This is a genomic window from Streptomyces sp. NPDC006393 (assembly GCF_040628575.1).
Classification (GTDB): Bacteria; Actinomycetota; Actinomycetes; order Streptomycetales; family Streptomycetaceae; genus Streptomyces.
The window spans coordinates 13,404-36,018 of the sequence record NZ_JBEXZD010000087.1 but is presented as its reverse complement, the minus strand read 5'-3'; the positions used below and the strand labels follow the sequence as shown (position 1 = coordinate 36,018).

Here is a 22,615-nt window from a genome sequence, read left to right as displayed (position 1 = left end):
CCTCGATCCGGTCGTAGACGTTCCAGCCGGCGCCGACGAGCGTCTCGGGGCTCTGCTGGAAGGTGGTGCTGCCCGCGCTCGCTGTAGCTGTCGCTGTTCCGGCTGTTGTCGCCGGGCCGGCGGCGGCCGCGTCCTCGACCAGCGAGGGTGTTGCTTCAGCGGTCATGGATGGATACCTGCACCTATTCGCGGTCTTCTGCCGTGGCCCGGCGGCGCACCGTGAAGAGCACGGCGAGGCCCACGAGCACGACGACACCCGCGACGATCCCGATCACGACACCCGTCGACGACGAACCGTCCGAGGAGTCCCCGGAGTCCGCCGGAACGGCGGACCACCAGCTCCAGTAGCCGTCCTGCCCGTAGATGTTGCCCGCCGACGACGGCATGGTGGTGATCGACTTGATCTGGTCCGTGCGGTAGGCCTCCACCGCGTTCGGATAGGCCATGACGTTCATGTACCCCAGGTCGTACAGCCGCGACTCCATCTGCTTGACCAGGTCCGCCCGTTTGGCGGGGTCGTACTCGGCCAGCTGCTTGGCGTACAGGTCGTCGTACGTCTTGTCGCAGATGAAGTTGTCGGTGGCGCCGGTGTCCTTCGGGGTCTGCGGGCGGGCGTCGCAGGTGTGGATGGAGAGCACGAAGTCCGGGTCGGGGTTGACGGACCAGCCGTCGAAGGCCAGGTCGTACTTGCCCGCCAGCCACGGGTCGGTCACGTTGTCCAGGCAGTTCAGGGTGACCCCGATGCCCAGCTTGCCCCACCACTCCTGGAGGTACTTGCCGACCGCCTTGTCATTGGGGTCGGTGGCGTGGCACAGGACCCGGTAGTTCAGCGGCTTGCCGTCCTTGCCGACGCGCTTGCCGTCGGAGTTCTTCTTGTACCCCGCCTCGTCGAGCAGCTGCCCGGCCTTCGCCGGGTCGTACGCCAGTTCCTGCCCGGCCGACGGCTTCCAGAAGTACGTCGAGAAGCGCGGCGGGATGTAGCCCTGGCCCTCGACCGCGTGGCCCTGGAAGACCTTGTCGACGATCGCCTTGCGGTCCACCGCCATGAACAGGGCGTGCCGCACCCGCTCGTCGAGCAGGGACGGGTCACCGTCACCGAACTTCTGGCCGTTCTTGGCCTGCGCGCCCGGGTTGGTGGCCAGCGCGTAGAAGCGGCGGCCGGGCCCCTCGTTGACGTGGATGTTCTTGTCGCCCTTGAGGGAGGCTGCCTGCGCCGGCGTCAGCGAGGGCGAGCCGGCGACGAAGGACACCTCGCCCTTGCGCAGCGCGGCGACGGCGGCGTCCTGGTCCTTGTAGTACCGGAAGACCAGCTCGTCGAACTTGGGCGCGCCCCGCCAGAAGTCCTTGTTGGCCTTCAGCCGCACATAGCTGTCCGGCTTGTAGTCGGTGAGGACGAACGGGCCGTTCCCGACGATCGGGAAGGTCTTGTCGTTGTTGAACTTGGAGAAGTCGGTGACCTTCTCCCACACGTGCTTGGGCACGATCGGCACGTCCAGCGCCGTCATCGTGGCCTGCGGCTTCTTGAGCTTGATCACCAGCTGGGTGGGGCTGGGCGCGGTGACCTTCTCGAAGTTGCCGACGAAGCTGCCGTTGGCGGTGGCGGCGCCCTCGTCGGTCATCATCTTGTTGAACGTCCACGCCGCGTCCTCGGCGGTGACCGGCTGCCCGTCCGACCACTTGGTGTTGGCGCGGATCGTGTAGGTCCAGGTCAGCTTGTCCGGCGACGACTCCCACTTGGTCGCGAGCGCCGGAACGGCGTGGGCGTCCTTGGGGTCGTAGTTGGTCAGGTACTCGTACATCAGCCGGTTGATGCTGGTGCTGAGCAGCCGTACCGCCAGGAACGGGCTGAGCGAGTCGACGCTCTGGGCGACGGCGACGGTGAGGACCTTGCCGCCGCTCTTGTCGTCCTTCTGGGCCTTCGCGGCGGCCTGGGCCTGGGCGCCCTGCGCCGCCCGGGCCTGCGGCGCGGCCGAGGCCGCCGGGGTCGCGAGCCCGGACGCGAGGACGAGCGCGGCGGCGCCCGTGGCGGCGAGAAGCCGTGCCCTCCTCGGGCGGGGGCCTGTGCGTCCTCTGCCGTGCTGATCTTGTGTGTTCATGGCTCGGTGACCTCGCGTCATCGCACGCGCGGAGGTGTGGCCCCGCGCGGGGCGGCTTGAACAGTTGTGAACAGGCTTGAACGTGCTTGTGTGAGCTTGATCGGTTGACACCGGCGGAATGGATTGAGTGTCTATCAGCGGCAGTCTGCGCGCGTCAACGGTATGTCAAACCCCATGTGGCCTGCGGAAATAACAAATGAGACGCTCTATCGCCCACATTGGTGGAGACCTCTGACGCCTCCCTGGTGAGGGCGTGGCGCCGGATTTCCGCCGGTTCTGTCTGCGAACGCGCGAAGGCCCGCGCCGTCTCGTGAACGGCGCGGGCCTCGGGGAGGGGTGAGTGGGTTCGCGGCGGCCTGCGAGAGGCCGCCGGGTCACTGCTGGGGTGCGGGCGGGGGAGGGGGCGGAGTCTGGCCCGGCTGACCCTGTGGCGGGTGCGGGGGCTGCGGAGCCTGCGGGTGGCCGGGGTGGGGGTGGGGGGCGTACGGCTGGCCGGGCTGCTGCTGGGGTGCGAACTGGCCCGGCTGGCCCGGCTGGCCCGGCTGGGCGCCCGGGGCGGGGGGCTGGCCCGGGACCGGCTGACCGGGCTGTCCGGGCTGCCCTGCCTGCGGCGGGTACGGATGACCGGGCTGTCCAGGCTGCTGCGGGTACGGCTGCGGCTGTCCGGGCTGTCCGGGCTGCTGCGGGTACGGCTGCGGCTGTCCGGGCTGTCCGGGCTGCTGTGGGTACGGCTGCGGCTGTCCGGGGTGTCCGGGCTGTTGTGGGGCGTACTGACCCGGAGCGGGCTGACCCGGAGCCGGCTGTCCTGGCTGGCCCGGCTGTCCGGGATACGGCTGCTGCGGCTGCCCTGGGTACGGCTGTCCCGGGTGGGGCTGGGCGGCGTAGGGCTGCGGCTGGCCGGGCTGTCCGGGGAACGGCTGACCCGGCTGTCCCGGGAAGGGCTGGCCCGGCAGCGGCGGGGCCGCGACCGGGGGCGGGTTGCCGTCGGACGTCCACAGCCCGTGCGACTGCTGGTGGCGGACGAAGTCCTCCGCGACCATCGCCGCGAGGTTGAAGTACGCCTCGCGCACCTTCGGCCGCATCATGTCGAGGTTGACCTCGGCACCGGCGGCCAGGTGCTCGTCGAAGGGCACCACGACGACACCCCGGCAGCGCGTCTCGAAGTGGGCGACGATGTCCTCCACCTTGATCATCTTGCCGGTCTCGCGCACCCCCGAGATCACGGTGAGGGAACGGGCGACGAGGTCGGCGTAGCCGTGCGCGGACAGCCAGTCCAGCGTCGTACTGGCGCTGGAGGCACCGTCCACGGACGGCGTGGAGATGATGATGAGCTGGTCGGCGAGGTCCAGTACGCCGCGCATCGCGCTGTAGAGCAGACCGGTGCCGGAGTCGGTGAGGATGATCGGGTACTGGTTGCCCAGCACGTCGATCGCGCGGCGGTAGTCCTCGTCGTTGAACGTCGTGGACACCGCCGGGTCGACGTCGTTGGCGATGATCTCCAGACCGGACGGCGCCTGGGAGGTGAACCGCCGGATGTCCATGTAGGAGTTGAGATACGGGATCGCCTGCACGAGGTCACGGATGGTGGCCCCGGTCTCCCGGCGCACTCGGCGGCCGAGCGTACCGGCGTCCGGGTTGGCGTCGATCGCGAGGATCTTGTCCTGCCGCTCGGTGGCGAGCGTGGAGCCCAGCGCGGTGGTGGTGGTCGTCTTGCCGACACCGCCCTTGAGGCTGATCACCGCGATCCGGTAGCACGACAGCACCGGCGTCCGGATCAGGTCCAGCTTCCGTTGCCGCTCGGCCTCCTCCTTCTTGGCGCCGATACGGAAACGGGAGCCGGCCGCGGCCGGTCGGGAGCTGCGGGCCTTCTGCCTCTTGTTGTTCAGCAGCCGGTCGGACGACAGCTCGACCGCCGCCGTGTAACCGAGCGGTGCGGCCCCGGGGTTGGTCGGCTGCCGCTGGTCGTGCTGTATGGGCTGCGGCCACGCGGCACCGGCCCGCGGATCGACGGGCTGCTGCGGAGGCTGCGGTACGGAGTTCTGCGGCTGCCCTGGCTGGGGGGTGCCCTGAGGGGCGCCGGCCGGGGGGTGCGCCGTCTCGGGCTGCGGCTGACCCGGCTGGGCGGGCTGTGCGGGGTGGGCCTGCGGCTGTCCGGGCTGTGGAGGCTGCGGGGGTTGCCCGGGCTGTGCGGGCGGCTGCGGGAAGCCGTAACCGCCGGGCTGCGGGAAGCCGTAACCACCCTGAGCCTGAGCCTGAGCGGCGGGGCCGGGGCCGGGGCCGGGCTGACCGCTCTGCGGGAAGCCGTAGCCGCCGCCCTGCGCCGCCGGGCCGGGCGGCGTCGGGCCGGGCGGAGTCGGCTGCGGGAAGCCGTAACCGGCCGGAGGCGGTGGGGGAGTGGGCACGTCACCCTGCTGAGGTGCCCCGGCCGCGTTCCAGGCGGCGGGGGCGGGCTGCGGCGCCTGCGGCTGGAAGGGCGGCTGCTGGGGCGGCATCGGCTGCTGGGCCTGCCGGGGGTCCTGCTGGGGCGCCGGCGGCTGGGGCTGTGCGGGCCACTGGGCCGCGGCAGCGGGGGCGGCGGGCTGGTACGACGGCGGCAGCGGCGGAACCGTGTCCTGGGGCGCCGGCGGGGGAGCCCAGGCAGGCGGAACGTCCTGGACGTCGCCGCCTGCGGTGGTGTCGGCGGGCAGGGTCGTCCGAGGAACGGCGTCCTGCACGTCGTCGGTGGGCCGGCCGGCCGCCTCCGGGGCACCGCCCTCGAGGTCGCCTTCGGTGTCGCCTTCGGCGCCGGTGTCGGCGTCCATGCCGGTGGCCGGATCGGCCGAGGTGGTCACGGGTTCCGGCACGTCGGTGCCGGACTCGGAGCTGGAATCGGAGTCGGCCGCACCGGAGCCGGAGCCGGAGCCGGAGCCGGAGCCGGCGTCGGAATCGGTGCCGGCGTCGGAATCGCCGTCCGTGTCGACGCCTGTAGCCGCTTCCGTTTCCGTATCGGCAACGGCATCGGCATCGGCAACGGCACCCGCCATCGAAGCGGGCTCAGCCCCGAAGTCGCCGTCGGCGCGCTCCTCACCAGCCCCCGCCGAGGCGTCCTCTGAGCTGTCCGGGCCCTCCGCACTCTCCGGGCGCGTCCCGTCCTCCGCGCTCTCGGTGCCGGCGTCGGACGCTCCGGAAGCCGGCGCCTCCGCACCAGCTCGGCCCTCGTGCTCCGCCGCACCCTCCTCGGCCTCCCCGTCGCGCGCGGCAGCCTGCTGCGCCGCGTCGCGTTCCGCGAACTCCCGCTTGAGAGCGGCCGCGGAGATACGCATCGTGGCACCGCTGACGACGTCGCCGTTCCCGGCCGCGTCCTCCGCCTCCGGCGCCACAGGGGCGGCGGCGGGTGCGGGCGTGGGCGCCCAGGAGGACTGGAAGCCGCTGCTCGGCGGCGGACCCGGAAGCTCGACCGGGGGACCGACCGGCGGAGGCGGCACGGGGGCAGCGGGCGTCGCCGGGGCCGGTGCCGGGGTCTGCGGCCCCTCGCCGGCCGGGCTCGACGCGTTCTGCGTGTACCAGGCGGGTGGCGCGTAGTCGATGGTGAACTCGCCCGTCGTCTCGATGGCGGACTCCGCGTCGGACTGGTCATCGCCGGGTGTGGCCCAGCCCCCGCGGATCCCGTCCCGATCGCTGTTCACAGTTCCTCCTGGTGTGGTCGAGCACCCTCATGCCGTGCTGGGGCGACCGTTCGTGTCGTACGGGATCGGTCGCGAGCGGTCGTACGGCGACCGGACCGGAACCGTTCCGGCCCGTCCGGCCGTGTGGTCCGCCCGGTCCTCCCCCGGAGCGCCGACGGCCCAGCCGCGGGTTCTGATGCGACGCCCGGTCCCAGCCTAATCACCACGGGCAGGCTCATGGCAGGCCCGTCCGGCGCTCGGTGACCGTCCATATCACCCCGGCCCGGTCCCAACTCACCCACCGACGCGCACAGACAACCGGCCAAACCGGTCAGCATCCCCCAATGTCGGTCAGCGGATTACCGGTTCAGTCCGTTCAGTCCGTTCGGTCCGTCCAGTCCGGTTCAGTCCGGTTCAGTCCATACGACGCGGCGTACCCAGCAATCCGATCTCGGCGTCGGTGGGTTGGGTCATCACATACTGCCGGTCCCGGTCGCCGCACCACAGCGTGACGCCGTCGGGCAGCGTCGGCAGGGCCTCGACGTCCGTGCGCGGCAGCGCCATCGTGCGGCCCAGCTCGGCCGCCTCGTCCGGCGAGATCCGCTGCACGCCGACCAGCCGCGCCTGCCGTATCAGCCGGGGGGCGACCGGACTCAGGTACGGCAGCAGCGTCACCACCGACTGCCAGGGACCCGAGACCACCCGGCCCCGGGGTGGGCGCATGCCGCAGTCGCGCACCACCAGCACCGGCGTGCCGGCCGACGCGCCCTGCGGGGGTACCCGGCCCACCTCGTACACCGCCAGGCCGTTCTGCCCGCCGCCCATGGCGTGCACCATCTGCATCCAGGCCTGCGCCCGGCCCGTCTCCACGGCCACGCGCGCCCCGGTGGCCGCCGCGCGCAGGGCCAGGACCTGCGCCGTCCACAGACTGCCGATGAGCACGACGTCGTACGCCGTGGGCCGGTTCAGCCCCAGCACTGCGGGCTGTCCCTCCGGGTCCACGCCGATGACGACACCGTCGTCGCCGATGGGCAGCGCGAGCGCGTCCACCTGCTCCGCCGACAGCGCGTGCCGTCCGTGCCGCGGACCGATCAGCCCGAGACCGGCGCGCAGCCGCCCGCGCACCCGCTCGGCGACGGAGGCCGAAGTGGGATCCGGCGCACCGGGCGCCTGCGGGTTCACGGGGTTCACGGGGTTCATCGGGCTGTTCGCGGGGCCGCTGGGGCTCGCCGGGCTCATGGAGGTCGTGGAGGTCCTGTAACTCACCGGGCGCCTCCCAGGGGCAGCGTGGCGAGCATGCCGGGAACCTGCTCCCGGTCGAGGCGGGCGAGCCCCACGCCCGCCTGCCGCGCGGCGTCCTCCAGGGCGCGCCGCGCCGCCACCAGTTCGTCGTCACTGCGCCCGGTCACCCGCACATGCCCGCACAGCGCCGTCGCCTGCCGCTCCCCGGGCGAGAGCGTGAGACTGAACGTGGTGGCCAGCGCCGGCACGCTGGTGACGGCTGCCACGAGCTGCGGCAACGACGGCCCACGGCCACCGAGTTGCGGCCAGCGCCGCACCCAGTACGTGGTGTGTCGGCGGTTGTCGCAGCGCCAGCTGCGCCCGGACTCCTCGGTCCGCCGCTCCCGCGTCTCGGTGCGTCCGGCCTCCGCCGTCACCAGCGGGTTGGCGCACGCGGAGGTGGCGATGGCGGCGGTCAGCTCCTCCTCGTTGAGCACGGTCGTACGGAACCCGGCGCCGGTCAGCCGGCTCGCGAGGTGATCGGCCACGCGCACGAGGCACTTCTGCGCCCCGACCAGCCCGCCGCCCCGCGCGTCCACCGCCTCCTGGCACAGCTCCGGGTTGAGCTTCAGCGCGATCCAGGTGATCCGCACCGCGGGGGCGCCGGTCTGCTCCTGCAACGGCGCGTAGTTGGTCACGGCCACCGAGTGCTGCGGAAGATGCAGCGCGGGCGCCGGCTGGGTGTGCAGCACCACCTGTGCCGACTCCAGCCGTATCCCGTCCACCTCCAGCGCGTCCCGCACCAGCCCGACGGGCAGCGGCTGCCGCCCCCGCTCCGCCCGCAGGGCGGTGACATCGGCCTCCACCTGCACCACGGCACTGACGAAGGTCCCGTCCCCGACCATCCCGACCGGCCGCCGGTCCCGGCCACCGTAGGAATACGTCCGCAGACTGGGGTCGCACTCGAAGGCCGGCGCGAAACCGGACTCGGTGCCCGGCGGCACCGGAGTGCTCGCCGCCCGCCGCCTGCGCGCCCGCAGCGCGAGCACGGTGCCCAGCCACTCAGGAAGCGAACGCCCCCGGCGGCGTACGAAGGCGAGCGCCACGAGGGCGGCGGCGACCACGGCCGACGGCACCAGCGCGAACGGGCCGACCACCCAGCCGCAGAGCACCAGGGCGGCGGCCAGCTCCAGCAGCACCAGCCGCTGCCGCACGAAGGAACCGCCACGCCCCGAGCGCGAGGTCGGATGCGGTGCGAAGGGACCCTGGGAGCCGGACGGCCGCGTACCGGAGGGCGCGACGGGACCGTGCGAACGCGCCCCGGACGGCCCGGCGGAGCGGGGAGCGCGCGAGCCCGACCGCCTCCCGTCACTCGATCGTGATCCCGATTGCGATCGCGACCGGGCCCGTGTTGCGGAAGCCATCACTGCAAAACCCCCGAACTCTCCCGAAAACTCTCGTGCACGGCCCCTTCCGGGCCCCTGCACCCTACCCGTGCCACGGGCAGCGCCCCACAACAGGCATAGTAGGGGCCGGTGCTGACAGTCGTGGCACCAGAGGCAGCCAAGGGGCGGGGCACGGAGCGCGCGCATTCTCCACAACCCCTTCACAGCTCTGCACGGGGAGAGAGCGAAAACAGATGGCATCACGGCGGGACGAACTCAACGCCTACACCTTCGCGAAGCGCCGCATGCTCGCGTCCTTCCTCCGGCCCTCGCCGTCGGGCTCGGAGGAGGGTGCGCCCAAGCCGCTGGGCGCCGTGGTGCCCGGAGTCGTCGTCGGCGTCGTGGTCCTCGCGGTGTTCGGCGGCATCGGCCTGTTCAGCCCGACCGCGCCCAAGGGCTGGGACACACCGGGGGAGCACGTCATCGTCGCCAGCGACTCCACGACCCGGTACGTCGTGCTCAAGACGGGCAAACAGACCCAGCTGCACCCGGTGTTGAACATGGCGTCCGCCAAACTCCTCCTCGCCCCCGAGAAGGACAGCGTCATCACGGTCGACGAGAAGGTCCTCGACAGCGGCAAGCCTCCGCACGGCGCCACCATCGGCATCCCCTACGCACCCGACCGCCTGCCCTCCCCGCAGGAGGCCGAGACCGCCAAGCGCTGGGCGGTCTGCGAACGCCCCGGCGCCGGCGGCCGGGCCATCCAGAAGGCGGCGTTCGTCCTCGCCCGGAAGGAATGGTCCAGGACCGAGGGCAGCGCCCGGCTCAAGGGCGGCGACCTGATGTACGTCGTCGGCCCCGACGGCAAGAGCCAGTACGTCGTCGACGCGCGCGGCTACCGGTACCAACTGGCCGACCCGGCCGACAAGGAACTCCTCAAGGCCCTCGACACCCAGGGCCGCGCCCCGCAGCGCGTCTCCCAGGAATGGCTGGACACCCTCCACGCGGGCGACCGCATCGCCATCCCCACCATCCCCGCGAGCTACGGCACACCCGGCGCCAAGGCGGGCGCCTTCAGCGGCCTCCAGCAGTACGACCGCTACGACAAGGTCGGCATGGTCATCAAGGCCTACGACGGCCGGCGCATGCAGTACTACGTGGTGCTGCGCGGCCACGTCGCCCGCATCTCGGAGTTCACCGCCACCCTGCTGCTCAACAGCCGCGCCCTGGTCGCGGTGGGCCAGGCCGGCGAGGCCCAGCAGGTCAGCCCCGGCGCGGTCACCGACAGCACCACGTTCAAGGCGGACGAGACCTGGCCGACGTACAAGCCGCGAACGGTGAACGACGGCACCAGCGCCACCGCCGGCCGCAACACGGTCTGCAACGTCCTGCGCTCGGTCGGCGCCAAGGGCGGCGCGACGACACTGTCCACCTGGGCGGGCACCGACTTCCCCGCACAACTGCCCACCGGTTCCTCCAGCGCCTACGTCACCGCCGGCTCAGGCCTGCTCTTCCGCCAGTTCCAGGGCCAGGAGACGAACGCGGGCGGCGTCTTCCTGGTCACCGACACGGGCCTGCGCTACGCCCTGCAGTCCAACAGCGACAGCGCCACCGACGACAAGGGCATCGGCACCTCCGCCCAGCAGCGCCAGTCGGAGCTCAACGAGGCGCGGATCGCCCAGACCCGGCTCGGCTACGCCCAGGTGAATCCCACTCCCGTGCCCATCGAGTGGTCGACGTTCCTGCCGACCGGCCCGCGCCTCTCGGAGGCGGCGGCCCGCCAGCCGCAGGGCTCGTAGCGGCAGAGGAGACGAACTGATGTCGAAGGCAAGCACGCCCCGCAAACGGCGGGAACCCCGCAAGGCGCTGCACACGGCAGGTACGGCAGGCAAGGCGGGCACGGCGGCCCGAAGCGCGGGCAGGGCGGCCCGAAGGGCGGGCAAGGCGGCCCGAAGGGCAGCTCTGATCACGGCCGCCACCGCCCTCACGGCGACGACCTCGGCCATCGCCCTGCCCGCGACGGCCGCCCACGCGGACGACGGCCAGTGCACGTTCCCGGCCAAGCCGTACACGGGCCGCCCCTGGGCACTGCAACGCGTCAACCTCGACGAACTGTGGGCCCAGTCCACGGGCAAGGGCGTCCGGGTCGCGGTCATCGACACGGGAGTCGACGTCAAGAACCCCCAACTACGGCACGCGGTGGACGCCTCGAAGGGCATGAACAACCTGCCGACCAAGAACGCCAAGGGCGAGAAGATCGACCGCGGCAATCCTCACGGCACCACGGACACCGTCGGCCACGGCACGCGCGTCGCCGGCATCATCGCGGCCCGCCCCGCCAAGGGCACCGGCTTCGTGGGTCTGGCGCCCGACGCCACGATCATCCCGATCAAACAGAACGACGCGGAGGGCGACGGCACGGCCGAGACCCTCGCGCAGGCCATCAAGCACGCGGTCGACGTGGGCGCCGACGTCATCAACATCTCCCAGGACACGGCGAACGCCGTGCGGCCCGACTCCAGGCTGGAACAGGCGGTCGACGACGCCCTCGCCCATCAGGTGGTGGTCGTCGCCTCGGCCGGCAACGACGGCCTGGGCGGCAACGTCAAGATCACCTACCCGGCGTCCTACACGGGCGTCCTCGCCGTGGCGGCCTCGGACCGCAACAACGAGCGCGCCTCCTTCTCCCAGTCCGGAGACTTCGTGGGCGTGGCGGCCCCCGGCGTCGACATGATCTCCACGGTTCCCGGCGGCGGCCACTGCTCCGACAACGGCACGAGCTTCTCGGCTCCCTACGTCGCCGGGGTGGCCGCCCTCCTGAAGGCCAAGTACCCGAAGTGGACGGCCCGCGAGATCGTCGCCCAGATCGAACAGACCGCGGAACGCTCCATCCCCGGCCACGACCGCCTGGTCGGCTGGGGCGTGGTCGACCCGGTCAAGGCCCTGACCGACGTCGACCCGGCCCACCCGGTCCAGTCCCCCCACCCCGAAGGCGGCGTGACCCGGGCCGAGGCCCCCTCCGTCCCCCCTCTCCACTTCGGCGAAACCCCCGAACAACGCGACACCCGCCTCGGCACCTACGTCGTCGTCGGCGGCCTGGTCACCGTGGCGGGCCTGGGCGGCACAGCGGTCGCGGTCCGCGACGCCCGCCGCCGCCACGGGCGGGCGGGCGGTGCCTCATGACGGCGATGGCGACCACCAGCTTCATTCTGTCCGCCGTCCTGGTGGCGATGGCCTGCGTCAAGGCCTCCCGAGTACGTGCCTGGCGCACCTCGATCAACCCGTCGGCCCCCGAAGTCACGGACTCCTCCTTCGTCGTCGCCCGCATCCTGCTGCTTGTCATGGCCGTACTGGGCGTCTACACGGGCTTCCACAGCCTCGCCGTGGCCGACAACGGCTCCTGGAGCGACGCCGAGCTCACGAGCGCGGTGAAGGGAGCCACACGGGACCTGAACGGCAGCTTCGAATACGGCGACCCGTATGACGACGGCACGGCACCGGCCGACTTCGACGGCGAGTACGCCACGAAGCTGGAGGACGAGATCATCGAACACGGCGGCGGCGACGCCCCCCAGTACGGCGTGGACGCCTCCCTCACCGGCCCGACGACGGCCACCGAGGCGACCTACCGCATCACGGCCGGCGGAGCCGCCAAGGCCTTCTGCATGCACGTCACCCGCGCACACACGGACGACGTGGAATCAGTCGCCCCGGGCCTGCCGGGGGACGCGGCGAAGGTGACGATGCCGGAGTACACGTATGCGGTGTCCAGCCGGGCGGGGGAGTGCTGAGCACCGCCGCGCTCCCGCCGATCAGCGTCACCTGCAGCCCTTTCCGCCTTCCAGGGCACCGGTGTAGGCAGTGATCAGCTTCTTCACGGCGGCTGCGTCGTCGACGTCCTTCGCGTAGACCTCGATCACCGCATAGAGCGTGTGCTCGGCATGGTCCGGGCTGGCGCAGTTCGTCACACGTCCCACTGCGCCAGTGCCCGAAGAAAGGTAGACGCCACTGCCCGTCGGCTTTGCTGCGTCGAGTTTCGGGTGGGCATCGGCGACGTCGACGAGGCTGTCCGTGTCCTCCCACCGTTCTTGACTGGCCATCAACGCGATCTTGTCGTCGACATTGACCTGACAGCGCTTCCTGCTGGGGACGGGGTTCTTCTCCTGAAGATCGATGTCTTTGCCCGGGGGCAGCAGTTGTCCGAGCACCTTGGGATCGACGGAGACGCCGCAGAGGCTCTTCGGCACCTCGTACTCCTTGGCTTCGGACGTTCCGGAGCAGCCGACGACGAGTGCGCCGAGCGCTGCGAACGTCAGGGACACGCCGACAGATCGTCGGTGGATCAACTGAAGGCCTCTCATTCGGTTCGGATGAATGGTCCGGTAGGAGGAATCGCCGTTGCACTGGCCATTCCCGCCCCGCGCATACTCAGATGTCTGTCACCAGCTCCGGCGCGACCCGCTCCATGTAGTTGCCTGCTGCCGAATATCCCTTGGACGACTCATCTTCAGCCCAGGTGGCCACATCCCTGGGGTGAGAGAGGTGGTGGGCCTGGGCTGCGGCGGCAGCCGCGCTTCGCGTGTACTTCATGTTGTTGTCCTGGCCGTTTTCCCAATTCGCACCCATCTGGGCACCGGTGCCGTCCTTGGCGCTGCCTTCGGCGTCTTGGTACGCCGGCGCGGCCCCCGTTACGTGGGCGTCCGGCCGAAGCCACGTCGTGGTGGCCCGAACCGTCAAGACCAGCGACTGGCCGCGGCCGGGCACATGCGGGCCTTCACTGCCCTCCGCACCCCGGCTCCACGCGCCCACTATGACCGACGACGAGCCGGCGGTGAACGCCACACCGCAGCTCTCAGGAACCTGTTCAACAAGCTTCTCGGCTGCCTCTACCACTGCCTACGGCGCCGCACGCATTATGACCCCGATCGCGCTTTCCCAGCGGCCCTGGACCTTGCCGTCTGAGCACCTACTTGACCTACCAGCGACATGAGATGTCTTCGACTGAGCGGCAACGGCGTGGTCGCGGGTGGGAACCAGGGTGCCGTACGCGATGAGCACAGCGTCCTTGGCGAACCTCTTGCGGGGCTGAAGCGCGAGCAACGGACCGAGACGATCGATGATGCGGTCCGCCATAGACTTCGACAGCCCGAAGAGCGGTACGAGCTGTCGCAGCGTCAAGTTAGTGCGCCAGTACGCCGCAACCAGCATTGCCCGATCTTCCAGCGGCAGGCTCCATGGCCGGCCCTTACGAACCGGATCCACGCCCTCGCCCCGCAACCCGGTCACCAGCTTGCCGAACTGCCGCGAACCCAGCTCGGTGAACGGGGCCATCCAGGAAGGCTCAGACGCCGTGATCACACCAGCCACACCGTGATCGTCTCATCAGAGCTGGCGGATCGGGCTCATCCACTAGCTGCCGCTGAGCGGCGAACCCCATGTGGGATCGTGCCACGATCTTTTCATCAGGTGGGGAAGCAAGTGCCCCGCAGTGTTGGCGACCGTGTCTCGCGGCGCCCCCACCGTAGTCAGGGCGGCACTGAGCCTTGCCGACGCCGCCTCTGGCAGGTCCAAGTCGTCAAGAAGGGGAAGGATCAATAGAAGGCGGGCAGCCGTGTCCTCGACGCCTTCGGCCGCAGGGGACGGGTTGTCGGCGATGCGGACCAGTTCGGGCCACGTCAGCCCGGTCCCCGAAAGGTCTCCTTCCCAGCTGGCGATCTGCTTGGCGTAGCTCCGGCCTGGGTGGGTGAGGAGGTAGTCGATGCCGTAGTCGCCGACCAGGTTGCGGTAGATGACCACGGCTCCGGGACCGTCTGCAGCCGGTACGCGGAACACTGGCCAGCGTTCGGGATCGAAGAGGGTCTCGGACAAGGCATCGGTATCGGCGCCGTCGTCGCCGAACCACTCCGGAACGGGACGCACAGCACTCATCCCATCACCGCAGATCGCCATGAGGTAGTTCGACCAGAAGCCCGGGCGGGCCAGCAGTGACTCGCCCGCGACCAGCGGCCCGTCGTCGTATCCCTTGATCAGCACTCCGTAAGCCTGTCACCAGCCACTGACAGAGCTCCATCCCGGATTGGGTATGGAGGCGCCGCCAGTTACGGACCAGCCCTTAGACCACTGCACCTCGCTGTGACCACGCAGCAGGGGGCGTGCGGTGGTCGACTTCACAGCTTGCCGAAGACTACTCCCCGCCAGGTCCAGCCGGACGTGAGGACGGTGTTCCGCAGCGGATCGCGCAGCTGCGCGCTGTCGAAGCGGAAGGTCTCCGTCGCTTCGAGGCGACCGCTCTCCCCACGACCGAAGGTCCACTCGCGGCTGACAGTTCGGCTCGGCCCACGTGTGTACTCCGAGGACACCTCGAGCCTCGTCGGAGTCCCTACCCGCGAGACCTGCCACTGCTCCTCAAGCACGCGCACCTCGTGGTCCTTGTGGACCAGCCGCATCCGGATCCGCACAGTATGACTGATCTGGGACTGGACGAAGACCTGCTGCCAGGCGGGGTCCGTCAACCTCCACTCCGCCAGCAGGTCACACTGCTCCCCGCCGCCGTAACGGACGACGAACGGAACGTCGGGCTGATTCAGGTCGAGCAGGGCTGCTCGCAGCTCCTCGCCCGGGACTGGCGAAACCCCCAACGGTGGGTGCTGCGTACCGGTCAATTTGTCGAAGAGTCCCATAGGGGCAACCTACGAAGGATGCGGTCGTCGGCACAAGGCGCGCCAAATCCGCTGGTATCCGTTATGGCGTCGCACCGTCGTCCGGGCGGACAGTGCGCAGGAGGTCCCTGAAGTCGTCCAGGACAGCGGGATGCTGGAACTCGGTGGAGGTGAGAACCAGCCGGATCACCACCCGCTTGTGCGGATTATCCACGTCCAGCAGGGAGAGGTATACCTGCGACTGGACGAGGTCGCGGCTCTTCCCACCGACGACGGCCGTGAACGACAGGGTCTGTGTGAAGCCCGGGGCATCCGCGGAGCCCGTTTCACAGCGGTCGGTGACCATGACCGGCGTGAGGGCCTGGTCCATGCGAGCCACCGACTCGTCGGCGATCTCAGGCAGCGTTGCCGCGTCGGGCCGGTATTCACCGTCGATCGTGATGTTCGCGGTGAAGCCGGCGTCCGACGGCGGATGGAACGCGACGAACGACGTGCCCGGCACCTCGATCGCGTCGGGAGGTACGGCTCGCCAGCCTTCCGGCAGATCGAACTCGATCGGGATCGGCACCGTCGACGGCATTGGAGACTTCCTTCCTGCGATGGCGCAACTACAGGGGTGGCCTGAGGGAGGTGGGCTCAGAAGACGCTGCCGATGGCATGTCCGAGTGAACCCACACCATGGCCGACGGCACCGGCCAGGTCACCCGCGGTCTCGGCCACCTTGCCCGGGTCGACACTGAACTCGAAGCCCACCTCACCACCGAGGGCGGGGGAGATGCCCACGCTGGTCTTGAACTTCCACACGCCTTGGTTGTTCTTCCCGAAGCCGAGGTTCGCCTCCGCACCGGGACCAGCCCACCCTTCACCCGAGACACCTGCCGAGACTCCCCCGATGTCCGCGCCGAATTCGCCACCACCCTTGGCACCCGCGAATACCTCGCCTCCCACGTGCACACCATCGCCGCTCACCCCGGCGTTGGCACTGGCCTCGCCACCCACCATGCTCTCGGACTTCGCGGAAACGCCGACTGGGCCGAGAGCGACGCCGCCCTCGGCCGAGCCCTCACCACCCGCGAAGGCGCTCGCGTCTCCTTCGACTCCGTTCTGGGAGACGCCGCCGCTGGCGGAGCCTTTGGCGCCTGCGTAGGCCTCTGCCTTTCCGTCGAGCTTCCACGGCCCCCTGGTGAGCGAGCCCTCGGCGCTCGCGCTGCCCAGATCGGCGTGCGCCTCCGCCTCGCCGAGTTTGCCGGATCCGAAGTCCGGCCCCTTCGCACTCGCCCCGACACCGGGGCCGGACGTCTCGGTCTTGCCTTCGGATTTCCACCCGTCGGGTTTGGTCTGAGCGGCCTCGCCCTTGGCCTCGTCCTCGTACGTCTTGATGTCGCCGTGAGCGTGGCTGTTGAAGCCGGTGAGCGTGCCGTCATTGACGTCGGAGTCGATTACCACCCGAGTGAGGGCATTCCCGACATCAGAGTCGGTGTCGCACATGTCCTTCACGATCCGGTCGATCTCTGCCTGCCAGGAGACGACAGCCTTACCGACGGAGTGCTGATAGTCGGGGTCATGGTGCAGGGCGGTGCGTTCACCCTCGCTCAGCTTGGTGGTGTCGTAGGAAACCACGCCTCCCTCCGACACCGCCATGCCGGCCTTGATGGCGTCCGCCCGGGCCGACTCCAGCTTCTTGCGTGAGTTCGTGAAGTCGGTGTGCGCCTCACGCAGCAGCGAGGCGATGGCCTTGGCTTCAACCTGAGCGGCCTGAAACTGCTTGAGCGTAACGTTGAAGCGTCCGCTGGCGGCGTCCGCGCTCAGCCCGGACCAGCCCGGGCTCAGGGTGATGCCGCATACGTCCCGGTGGTAGGCGCGCTCCTGTTTGTGGAACTCCTTCGCCATCCCGTCCCAATGTGCTGCGGCGGTCGTGAGCGCGGACAGATCGGTCGCCATGATCTCTTCATACGTCGGCATGGGTTCCCCGTTGTTGTTGCGAAGCGATCGGCCGGTTGAGGCGGTGGCTCATGATTGAGTTCGTGAGTCGGCCCTGTCAGTACCCGTTGAACACCGACACCGAGTCCGAGTTCGCCCCGACCCCGTAGTCCGTGGTCTGGAGGGTTGTGTTGGCGCTGCGCAGGGCAGCCTTGTCCGAGGCGAGCATGTTCATCAGGTTCGTCACCTGATCCCCCCAGGCCGCGTGTGCCTTCTTCAGCGCGCCCGACGTATGCCATCCGTCGCGGAAGGCCCTGACGGCCGCGCTGGTTTCGGAGTCCGCATAGTCACCGGCCTTGCGGGTGTCAGGCTCGATGTGCTGCTCGATGGCGTTGGCGGCCGCCTGCTTCTGGGCCGGCGTCGAGGCCAACTTCTGCTGACTTCCGACCAGTCCGGGAGGTGCGGCGGATCCCCCGACATCGCCTGGGATTTGATTCAGCCTCATTCCGACGGGTTGTGCCGTCCGGCTGTCTCTCGACTCCACGTCTGCCATCAGCCTTGTCTTCCCGTGTCTGCCCGCTGCACCGGCGTCGGCTCGGGCGCCCGTGTTGCCACGCTTGGTCCGTACAGTAGCCCGTTCGCGATGCGGTCACATGCCACTCCTTCGCCCAAGTAGCCGCTGCCACGGCTTAGTTCGTGGCGGGGGAAGCCTTTTCGTCAGCCTTGAAGTCGTAGTTGATCTGGTCGCCGTTGACAGAGGTGACCTTGACCGTCACGCCCAAGGTGCTGCCGTCGTCCGCCGTGAGCTTGCAACGCATCGTGGTGCCGACCTTGCCCACGAGGTCTTCGGGGCAGGAGATGTGTGGCTTCGGCTGGCCCGTGACGGCAGCGAGCTTATCGGAGAGCGTGCTGGACAACTTGTCCGCAGACAGCTTCGGCGGCGTGGACTTTTTGACCTCGACGGAGGCCGAGCAGCCCAGGAGCAGCGTGCTGGCTGCGGTGGCCGCGAGGATCGACACGCCTGTGGTTGCCCGGGCTTTGAACATCGTGCACTCCTGGTCGGCTGGTCATACGAGAGGACCCGAAGAGCATACTGGGCGGCGTGCTGTGGACATGCCGAAAGGGCACCGGCCAAGGCGGTCACACGATTTTCCGGCGACAGACCTCTTGTATATCGCTTAACCTCATTGACGAAGACGTTTCACTGTACTGAGCAGTGGTCTGCGTCATGAGCCATGATGAGGGAACGATTGAGTCATGCGCCTTGCGTGCGGGATGTTCGACGTGAAGGTTCGAAGGAGGTGTGCAGTGTTGTGTACCGACCGAGGCCTCACAGGTTGTGGTGATAGTGCCGTCCGCAGGAGGCCTGCTCAAACGCTGAGGCAAGTGCCCGAGGCAATATAAGGCGTGATAGTGCTTCAGTGTGCACGCAAGCCCACGCTGAGCAGCGGTCCCACGAGAAAACCGGGCGTGATGATTCGTCTGCCGCGGATCGCGAGGCGTCTCCTGTGCTCTCTATCGTCACGCCAGTGCTTGTGTTGGTGCGCGGCGACGGGGTGCCGGGAACGGCGGTGTGAGGGTTTACGACTTGTCCGGTCAAGAGCCAGGCCTGCACGGGTGTTGTTTCTTGTAAGCCGTCGTGTAACCGGTGATGAGGTTTTTCATGGCCGTCTCGTCCGGCCGAGCGGGCTTCAGAACCTTGATGAGGACGCTGATGTCCTCCGTCTGTACTCCGGTGCCTCGGCACTTGATCAGCGAGACGGCACCTCGGTCGGCGTACGAGATGGAGCCACCGTCTGCGGACTTTCGCTGCTGAACGGCAACTCTGCTGTGCAGGATGTTGTCTGCGGAGTCACCCACGTCGATCCGCTCCCGGCTGACCATCAGAACCACGTCATCGTCGACGGCTACTTGGCACAGCCCTTCACCGTCCTCCGAGAACGCGTTCTCGGGTACGGTGATGCGCTTTCCGGACGCCGGCAGAAGCTTGGAGAGCGCGTCGACCGGAACGGAAGCTCCGCACACAGAATGAGGCACCGAGAACTCCCTCTTCGCCGCGCCTGACGAACAACCGACTGCCAACGCCATCACGGCAAAAGCGGAGACACCGCGCAGGACATGCGATGGACGTTTCAATGCCAGCTGCTCTCCGATTTCCTTGGGCGCCGACCGAGTGACTTTGGCTCGCGGATGTCCGCACGGCGCGCGTGAGGGCGGCGGGCGTGCGCATGCGCCGCCGTCAGCAGGGCCGCTGTTTCTGGAAGGCGCCTGTGTAGGCCGAGCTCAGGTTCTTCATCGCCGCCTCGTCCTCCCTGCCCGGCTTCAGTGTCCTGATGTAGACACTGATCTCCTCGTCCTTGTTGTCCGCCTCCTGGCACGACACCACCGACACGGCCCGTCGTCCCAAGTACGCCACCTTCCCGCCGTCTGCGGTTTTTGCGTGGCCGATACGGCGATCGTAGGCGGCGATGTTCCAAGCGGAGCGCCCGGAGTCGATGAGTTCCCTTTCGACAGAGAGCACCATTTCTCCGTCGACCTTCACCTCGCACGTGGTGACGGCGTCGCTCACGGGTGTGGCTTCTTCGAGGCTCAGATGCTTGCCTGACGCAGGCAGGAGGCGTGACAAGGCTTCGGTGGGTACAGACACCCCGCACAGTGAATCCGGAACGGAGTACTCTTTTTTCTGCCCATTCGACGAGCAGCCGGCCGATGCGGAGGCCAACACCACAGCGAGTATGGAGACCACGCGCAGCGCATGCGTTCTGTGCCTCAATTTCCGTCACTCTCCGAATTCCACTGTGCGCCCGCTGAATGACTGTTTCCAGCGGAGACGCGCGCGGCGCGGCGCAGGTCGTCGGCTGTATCGGGATTGATGTCGGGATTGTTAATCAAGGCGCGGTTGACCGATTCCTGAGCGGCATCGACAGCTGCCGTGCGGCCCTGGGAATACAGTTCCCCGGCCTCTCGGTCTGCATCGGTGGTCGTGTCCTTCTCGATGCTCTTCATGATGGACTCCTGGATGTCTTCCGAAGCCCATTCCAGCGGAGCGCCGGCGATGGGGACCCGCTCACCGACCTTCTCGATCCCCATGCCGAGGATGCGGTTCACCCACTTCTGTTTGTCAGCGGCCGCTTCGTTGAATTCCTTGTCGGACGCTGTGTGGTACTCGTAGATCGCGTCCGCGCGGGAGTCGCTCATGATGCCGGCGATCGCCGCGCCAGGCGCGACGGCAGCCTCGACTCGGCCGTCCAAGGACGCGGTTGAGTGGCTGGCGCCGTTGATGACGTGGTCGACGACCTGGGACGTGTACGCCTGCTGCGCACTGGTGATCGTCGAGTAGGCATTCGGGTCCTGCCCCACCTCTCCCAGGAAGCGCTGCGCATGACCGGGATCGAGATTCGCCGCTGCGCCGAACGTCGGAAAGAGGTCGCTGCTGGGATCTTCCTTGTACATGGCCCGCTGGAAGTCGCCCATGTACTCCGCGGTGATGTCCCCGAGGCTCCCCCGGAGGGCATACAGAGGGCCGCTCTCCTGGCCGTCCAGGTCGCCATTCTCGTTGTGCCGGATCAGTTCGGGAGATGTGCCGAACTTGTCGACGATCTGGCTGACCAGATGCGCCCGCGCCTCCGTGTGCTTGATCGCGTCGCCCGCGGCGTCGCTGTCGTAAGGCCGGCCCGTTGTCGCCGCCTCCAGGGCGTGGCCGAGGGCCTCGGGGCCGAAGCCCAGGGCGCGCTTGCTCTTGTCCTCGTCCGCGAGGACGTTCGTGTCGTTCGTGTCGATCGTCCACTCGAAGTCCTTGTCGGTGAACAGATCGAGGTACGAGCCGAAGCCGACGTGGCCGCCCGTCTTCACCGTGCCGTCCTCGTTGTAGGCGGTCGGCGTCTGGGTGAAGAACTTCTCGGCGGCCTCGGGACTGTGCCCCAGCGCTTCCAGGACGCTGTTGAGCGGGTCGTTGCCGGTGCCCAGCTTCCCCGACGGGTTGAAGCCGTAGATGTCCGGGCTGCCCGCGGGCTTGTTCATCAGGAAGCGGTACGGGTCCTCCTTGTGGAGCTGGGTGATGTGCTCCGCGATCGGAGTGAGGAACCGCGCGTCGTAGTTGCCGTACCGGAGCAGGCCGCCGAGCACCTGGTAGCCGTACGGCTTGTTCATCTGGCCGGGCTGCCAGCCGATCTGCTGGGTGCCCAGGCGCCGGAACTCCGAGTTCCACGACTCCGACAGATGCTGCTTGTGATCGGGGTCGGTGGCGTTGGCCAGCGTGTAGCCCATGACCTTCTGGAGGTCCCGTACCTCGTTGAGGCGCGTCTTGGTCGCGTCCGCGTCGGTGCCGTCGATGGACATCTCGGCGTAGAACTGCAGAGCCTTCTCCGGACCGCCGAGCCCCTGGTAGAACTCGGTGGCGAACTCGCCGTCCTTCTCCCGCGAGTTGAAGCGCAGCAGGCGATTGAGCTCCGTCAGCTCCGCGTCGGACATCTTGGCGCCCTTGCGGGCGAGTTCCAGGGCGCGCTCGACCTCGGCGTCGTTCAGGGACTCGTACGTGCTGTGGCCGGCGTTGTGTGCATCGTTGCCGTGGCTCTTGGCCAGCGCACGGGCCACGGAGGCGTCGATCTCGTCGGCGTGCGACAGGATGTCGTTGATCCGGTTCTCCAGCTGCTGCTTGGAGTCGAGCTGCTCCTGGGTTCGCTCGTCCGTGTCGCCCCGCACGTGGGGGAAGAAGCAGCGGACCTTCCCGCCGCCGATGTCCTCCACTCGGACCCCGAGACCGTCCGCGTCGTGGTTCGCTGCCGTGCGCAACTGCTTCTGCAGCGAGACCAGTTCCCTGTGCCCGTCGTCCAGCACCTGGTAGATGCTGTTCGCCTCGGTGTGGAGGTCCGAGACCTCCTTGGTCGTCTTGGTGATGAACTCCCGCGTGACCGTCGCGTTGACCCCGGCCCAGCGGGCCTTGTCCGACTTGGCCTGCATCCCCGTACGGGCGTCCTCCGACAGCGTCTTCAGACTGTCGACGGTCTTCTTCCAGTCCGTCACCGCGGTCTCGAGCTTGCCGAGGTCGACTTCCATGAGGTCCGTGAAGTTCACAGCCATCGGTGCTTCCCCTACTTGAAGTACTCGTTGAGCTTCGACACGGACACGGTGGAGCCGTCGCTGTTGCGCAGGGCGGCGGCGATCTGGACATCGTCCGAGGAGTGACGCTTCTTGCTGTAGTCGAGGTGGTTGGAGATGTGCGCACAGGCCTGGAGCACGGACTTGACCTGAGACGTCCACATCTCGGCGGTCTTGTCCAGGGCGGCGCCCATGGCGAAGGTGTGCGACTTCAGAGCGGCGGCCGCCTGCGACGTGGAGCCGGTTCCGCCCTTGCCGGTCACCGGGACGTTGGCTTGCTTGTCGAGCTTGTCGAACAGGATGAACGCCTCGTGCCCGACGGCGCCCAGGTCGTCCTCGTGGGCCACCAGATCACCCGATCCGGTTCCTCCGCCGCCGGGTTCGACCGGCACATGGTTGATGCGCATGTGGGTCGACTGTCGCTCGGCCGCCTGTGACTTGAGCTGCTCCCACTCGTCCCACGCCATGGTGGTCACCTTCCCCCGTGTGCCTGGCCTTCGCTGTCCGTGCGGGCGGATGCTGCCGTTCCGATGCTGCAGTGTTCGGTCAAATTAGCAACCCGCCTCGAGGAAAATCCGCGTCACGTCCGTTGT

19 protein-coding genes and 1 pseudogene are annotated in these 22,615 nt (G+C 68.8%); 3 read left to right on the top strand and 17 right to left on the bottom strand.

The genetic code is table 11. The features are described from left to right. Positions 1 to 182: 182 nt before the first annotated feature. The 4 genes from ABZ484_RS28420 to eccE form a co-directional block, all read right to left on the bottom strand. The gene (locus tag ABZ484_RS28420; protein WP_358868775.1) at positions 183 to 2,096 is read right to left on the bottom strand and encodes an ABC transporter substrate-binding protein; all 1,914 of its coding nucleotides are present in this window, start codon (positions 2,094 to 2,096) and stop codon (positions 183 to 185) included. A gap of 374 nt (positions 2,097 to 2,470) precedes the next feature. Beyond that, positions 2,471 to 5,761 carry an SCO5717 family growth-regulating ATPase gene (locus tag ABZ484_RS28415; RefSeq protein ID WP_358868774.1) on the bottom strand — a complete coding sequence of 1,097 codons (3,291 nt, stop codon included), beginning with the start codon at positions 5,759 to 5,761 and terminating at the stop codon, positions 2,471 to 2,473. Between the two features lie 393 nt (positions 5,762 to 6,154). Then, on the bottom strand, positions 6,155 to 6,940 hold the full coding sequence (locus ABZ484_RS28410; RefSeq protein WP_358868778.1) for a hypothetical protein: 786 nt from the start codon (positions 6,938 to 6,940) through the stop codon (positions 6,155 to 6,157). A gap of 62 nt (positions 6,941 to 7,002) precedes the next feature. Further along, entirely contained in the window at positions 7,003 to 8,385 is a 1,383-nt protein-coding gene (gene eccE, locus ABZ484_RS28405; protein WP_358868773.1) for a type VII secretion protein EccE, read from the bottom strand. A 215-nt stretch (positions 8,386 to 8,600) separates the two neighbouring features. Here eccE and eccB point away from each other — a divergent pair, with 215 nt between their 5' ends. From eccB to ABZ484_RS28390, 3 genes are read left to right on the top strand one after another with little or no spacing between them, the layout of a single operon-like run. Then, a complete protein-coding gene (gene eccB / locus ABZ484_RS28400) occupies positions 8,601 to 10,145 on the top strand; it encodes a type VII secretion protein EccB (protein ID WP_358868772.1) in 1,545 nt (514 codons plus the stop codon). Positions 10,146 to 10,164: 19 nt separating this feature from the next. Further along, on the top strand, positions 10,165 to 11,529 hold the full coding sequence (gene mycP / locus ABZ484_RS28395) for a type VII secretion-associated serine protease mycosin (RefSeq protein WP_358868771.1): 1,365 nt from the start codon (positions 10,165 to 10,167) through the stop codon (positions 11,527 to 11,529). A 5-nt stretch (positions 11,530 to 11,534) separates the two neighbouring features. Continuing rightward, positions 11,535 to 12,137, top strand: coding sequence for a hypothetical protein (locus ABZ484_RS28390; RefSeq protein WP_358868770.1), 603 nt, complete (start codon positions 11,535 to 11,537; stop codon positions 12,135 to 12,137). A gap of 27 nt (positions 12,138 to 12,164) precedes the next feature. Here the strand turns inward: ABZ484_RS28390 and ABZ484_RS28385 are convergent, their stop codons facing one another. The 13 genes and pseudogenes from ABZ484_RS28385 to ABZ484_RS28325 all read right to left on the bottom strand — a co-directional run bounded on the left by ABZ484_RS28385 (position 12,165) and on the right by ABZ484_RS28325 (position 22,489). Further along, entirely contained in the window at positions 12,165 to 12,668 is a 504-nt protein-coding gene (locus ABZ484_RS28385; RefSeq protein WP_358868769.1) for a hypothetical protein, read from the bottom strand. 106 nt (positions 12,669 to 12,774) lie between these two features. Then, entirely contained in the window at positions 12,775 to 13,188 is a 414-nt protein-coding gene (locus tag ABZ484_RS28380) for a hypothetical protein (protein ID WP_358868768.1), read from the bottom strand. Positions 13,189 to 13,341: 153 nt separating this feature from the next. Beyond that, positions 13,342 to 13,713 (bottom strand): annotated as a pseudogene (locus ABZ484_RS28375) (transposase family protein); the annotation flags it as partial. Between the two features lie 42 nt (positions 13,714 to 13,755). After that, positions 13,756 to 14,379 carry a hypothetical protein gene (locus ABZ484_RS28370; RefSeq protein ID WP_358868767.1) on the bottom strand — a complete coding sequence of 208 codons (624 nt, stop codon included), beginning with the start codon at positions 14,377 to 14,379 and terminating at the stop codon, positions 13,756 to 13,758. A 134-nt stretch (positions 14,380 to 14,513) separates the two neighbouring features. Continuing rightward, positions 14,514 to 15,026: a hypothetical protein gene (locus ABZ484_RS28365; protein WP_358868766.1), complete on the bottom strand. Its 513-nt coding sequence runs from the start codon at positions 15,024 to 15,026 to the stop codon at positions 14,514 to 14,516. Positions 15,027 to 15,087: 61 nt separating this feature from the next. Then, a complete protein-coding gene (locus ABZ484_RS28360; protein WP_358868765.1) occupies positions 15,088 to 15,585 on the bottom strand; it encodes a hypothetical protein in 498 nt (165 codons plus the stop codon). Between the two features lie 56 nt (positions 15,586 to 15,641). Next, positions 15,642 to 16,946, bottom strand: a complete 1,305-nt coding sequence (locus tag ABZ484_RS28355) for a hypothetical protein (protein ID WP_358868764.1) — start codon at positions 16,944 to 16,946, stop codon at positions 15,642 to 15,644. A gap of 97 nt (positions 16,947 to 17,043) precedes the next feature. Then, complete coding sequence (locus tag ABZ484_RS28350; protein ID WP_358868763.1) at positions 17,044 to 17,478, bottom strand: hypothetical protein; 435 nt, start codon at positions 17,476 to 17,478, stop codon at positions 17,044 to 17,046. Positions 17,479 to 17,614: 136 nt separating this feature from the next. Beyond that, positions 17,615 to 17,971 (bottom strand): DUF4333 domain-containing protein, encoded by a 357-nt coding sequence (locus tag ABZ484_RS28345; RefSeq protein WP_358868762.1) that lies wholly within the window; start codon positions 17,969 to 17,971, stop codon positions 17,615 to 17,617. Positions 17,972 to 18,521: 550 nt separating this feature from the next. Then, on the bottom strand, positions 18,522 to 19,013 hold the full coding sequence (locus tag ABZ484_RS28340) for a hypothetical protein (RefSeq protein WP_358868777.1): 492 nt from the start codon (positions 19,011 to 19,013) through the stop codon (positions 18,522 to 18,524). A 151-nt stretch (positions 19,014 to 19,164) separates the two neighbouring features. Then, positions 19,165 to 19,494 carry a hypothetical protein gene (locus tag ABZ484_RS28335; protein WP_358868761.1) on the bottom strand — a complete coding sequence of 110 codons (330 nt, stop codon included), beginning with the start codon at positions 19,492 to 19,494 and terminating at the stop codon, positions 19,165 to 19,167. Positions 19,495 to 19,694: 200 nt separating this feature from the next. Next, positions 19,695 to 22,004, bottom strand: a complete 2,310-nt coding sequence (locus ABZ484_RS28330; protein ID WP_358868760.1) for a DUF6571 family protein — start codon at positions 22,002 to 22,004, stop codon at positions 19,695 to 19,697. A gap of 11 nt (positions 22,005 to 22,015) precedes the next feature. Continuing rightward, a complete protein-coding gene (locus tag ABZ484_RS28325; protein WP_358868759.1) occupies positions 22,016 to 22,489 on the bottom strand; it encodes a hypothetical protein in 474 nt (157 codons plus the stop codon). Positions 22,490 to 22,615 lie beyond the last annotated feature (126 nt).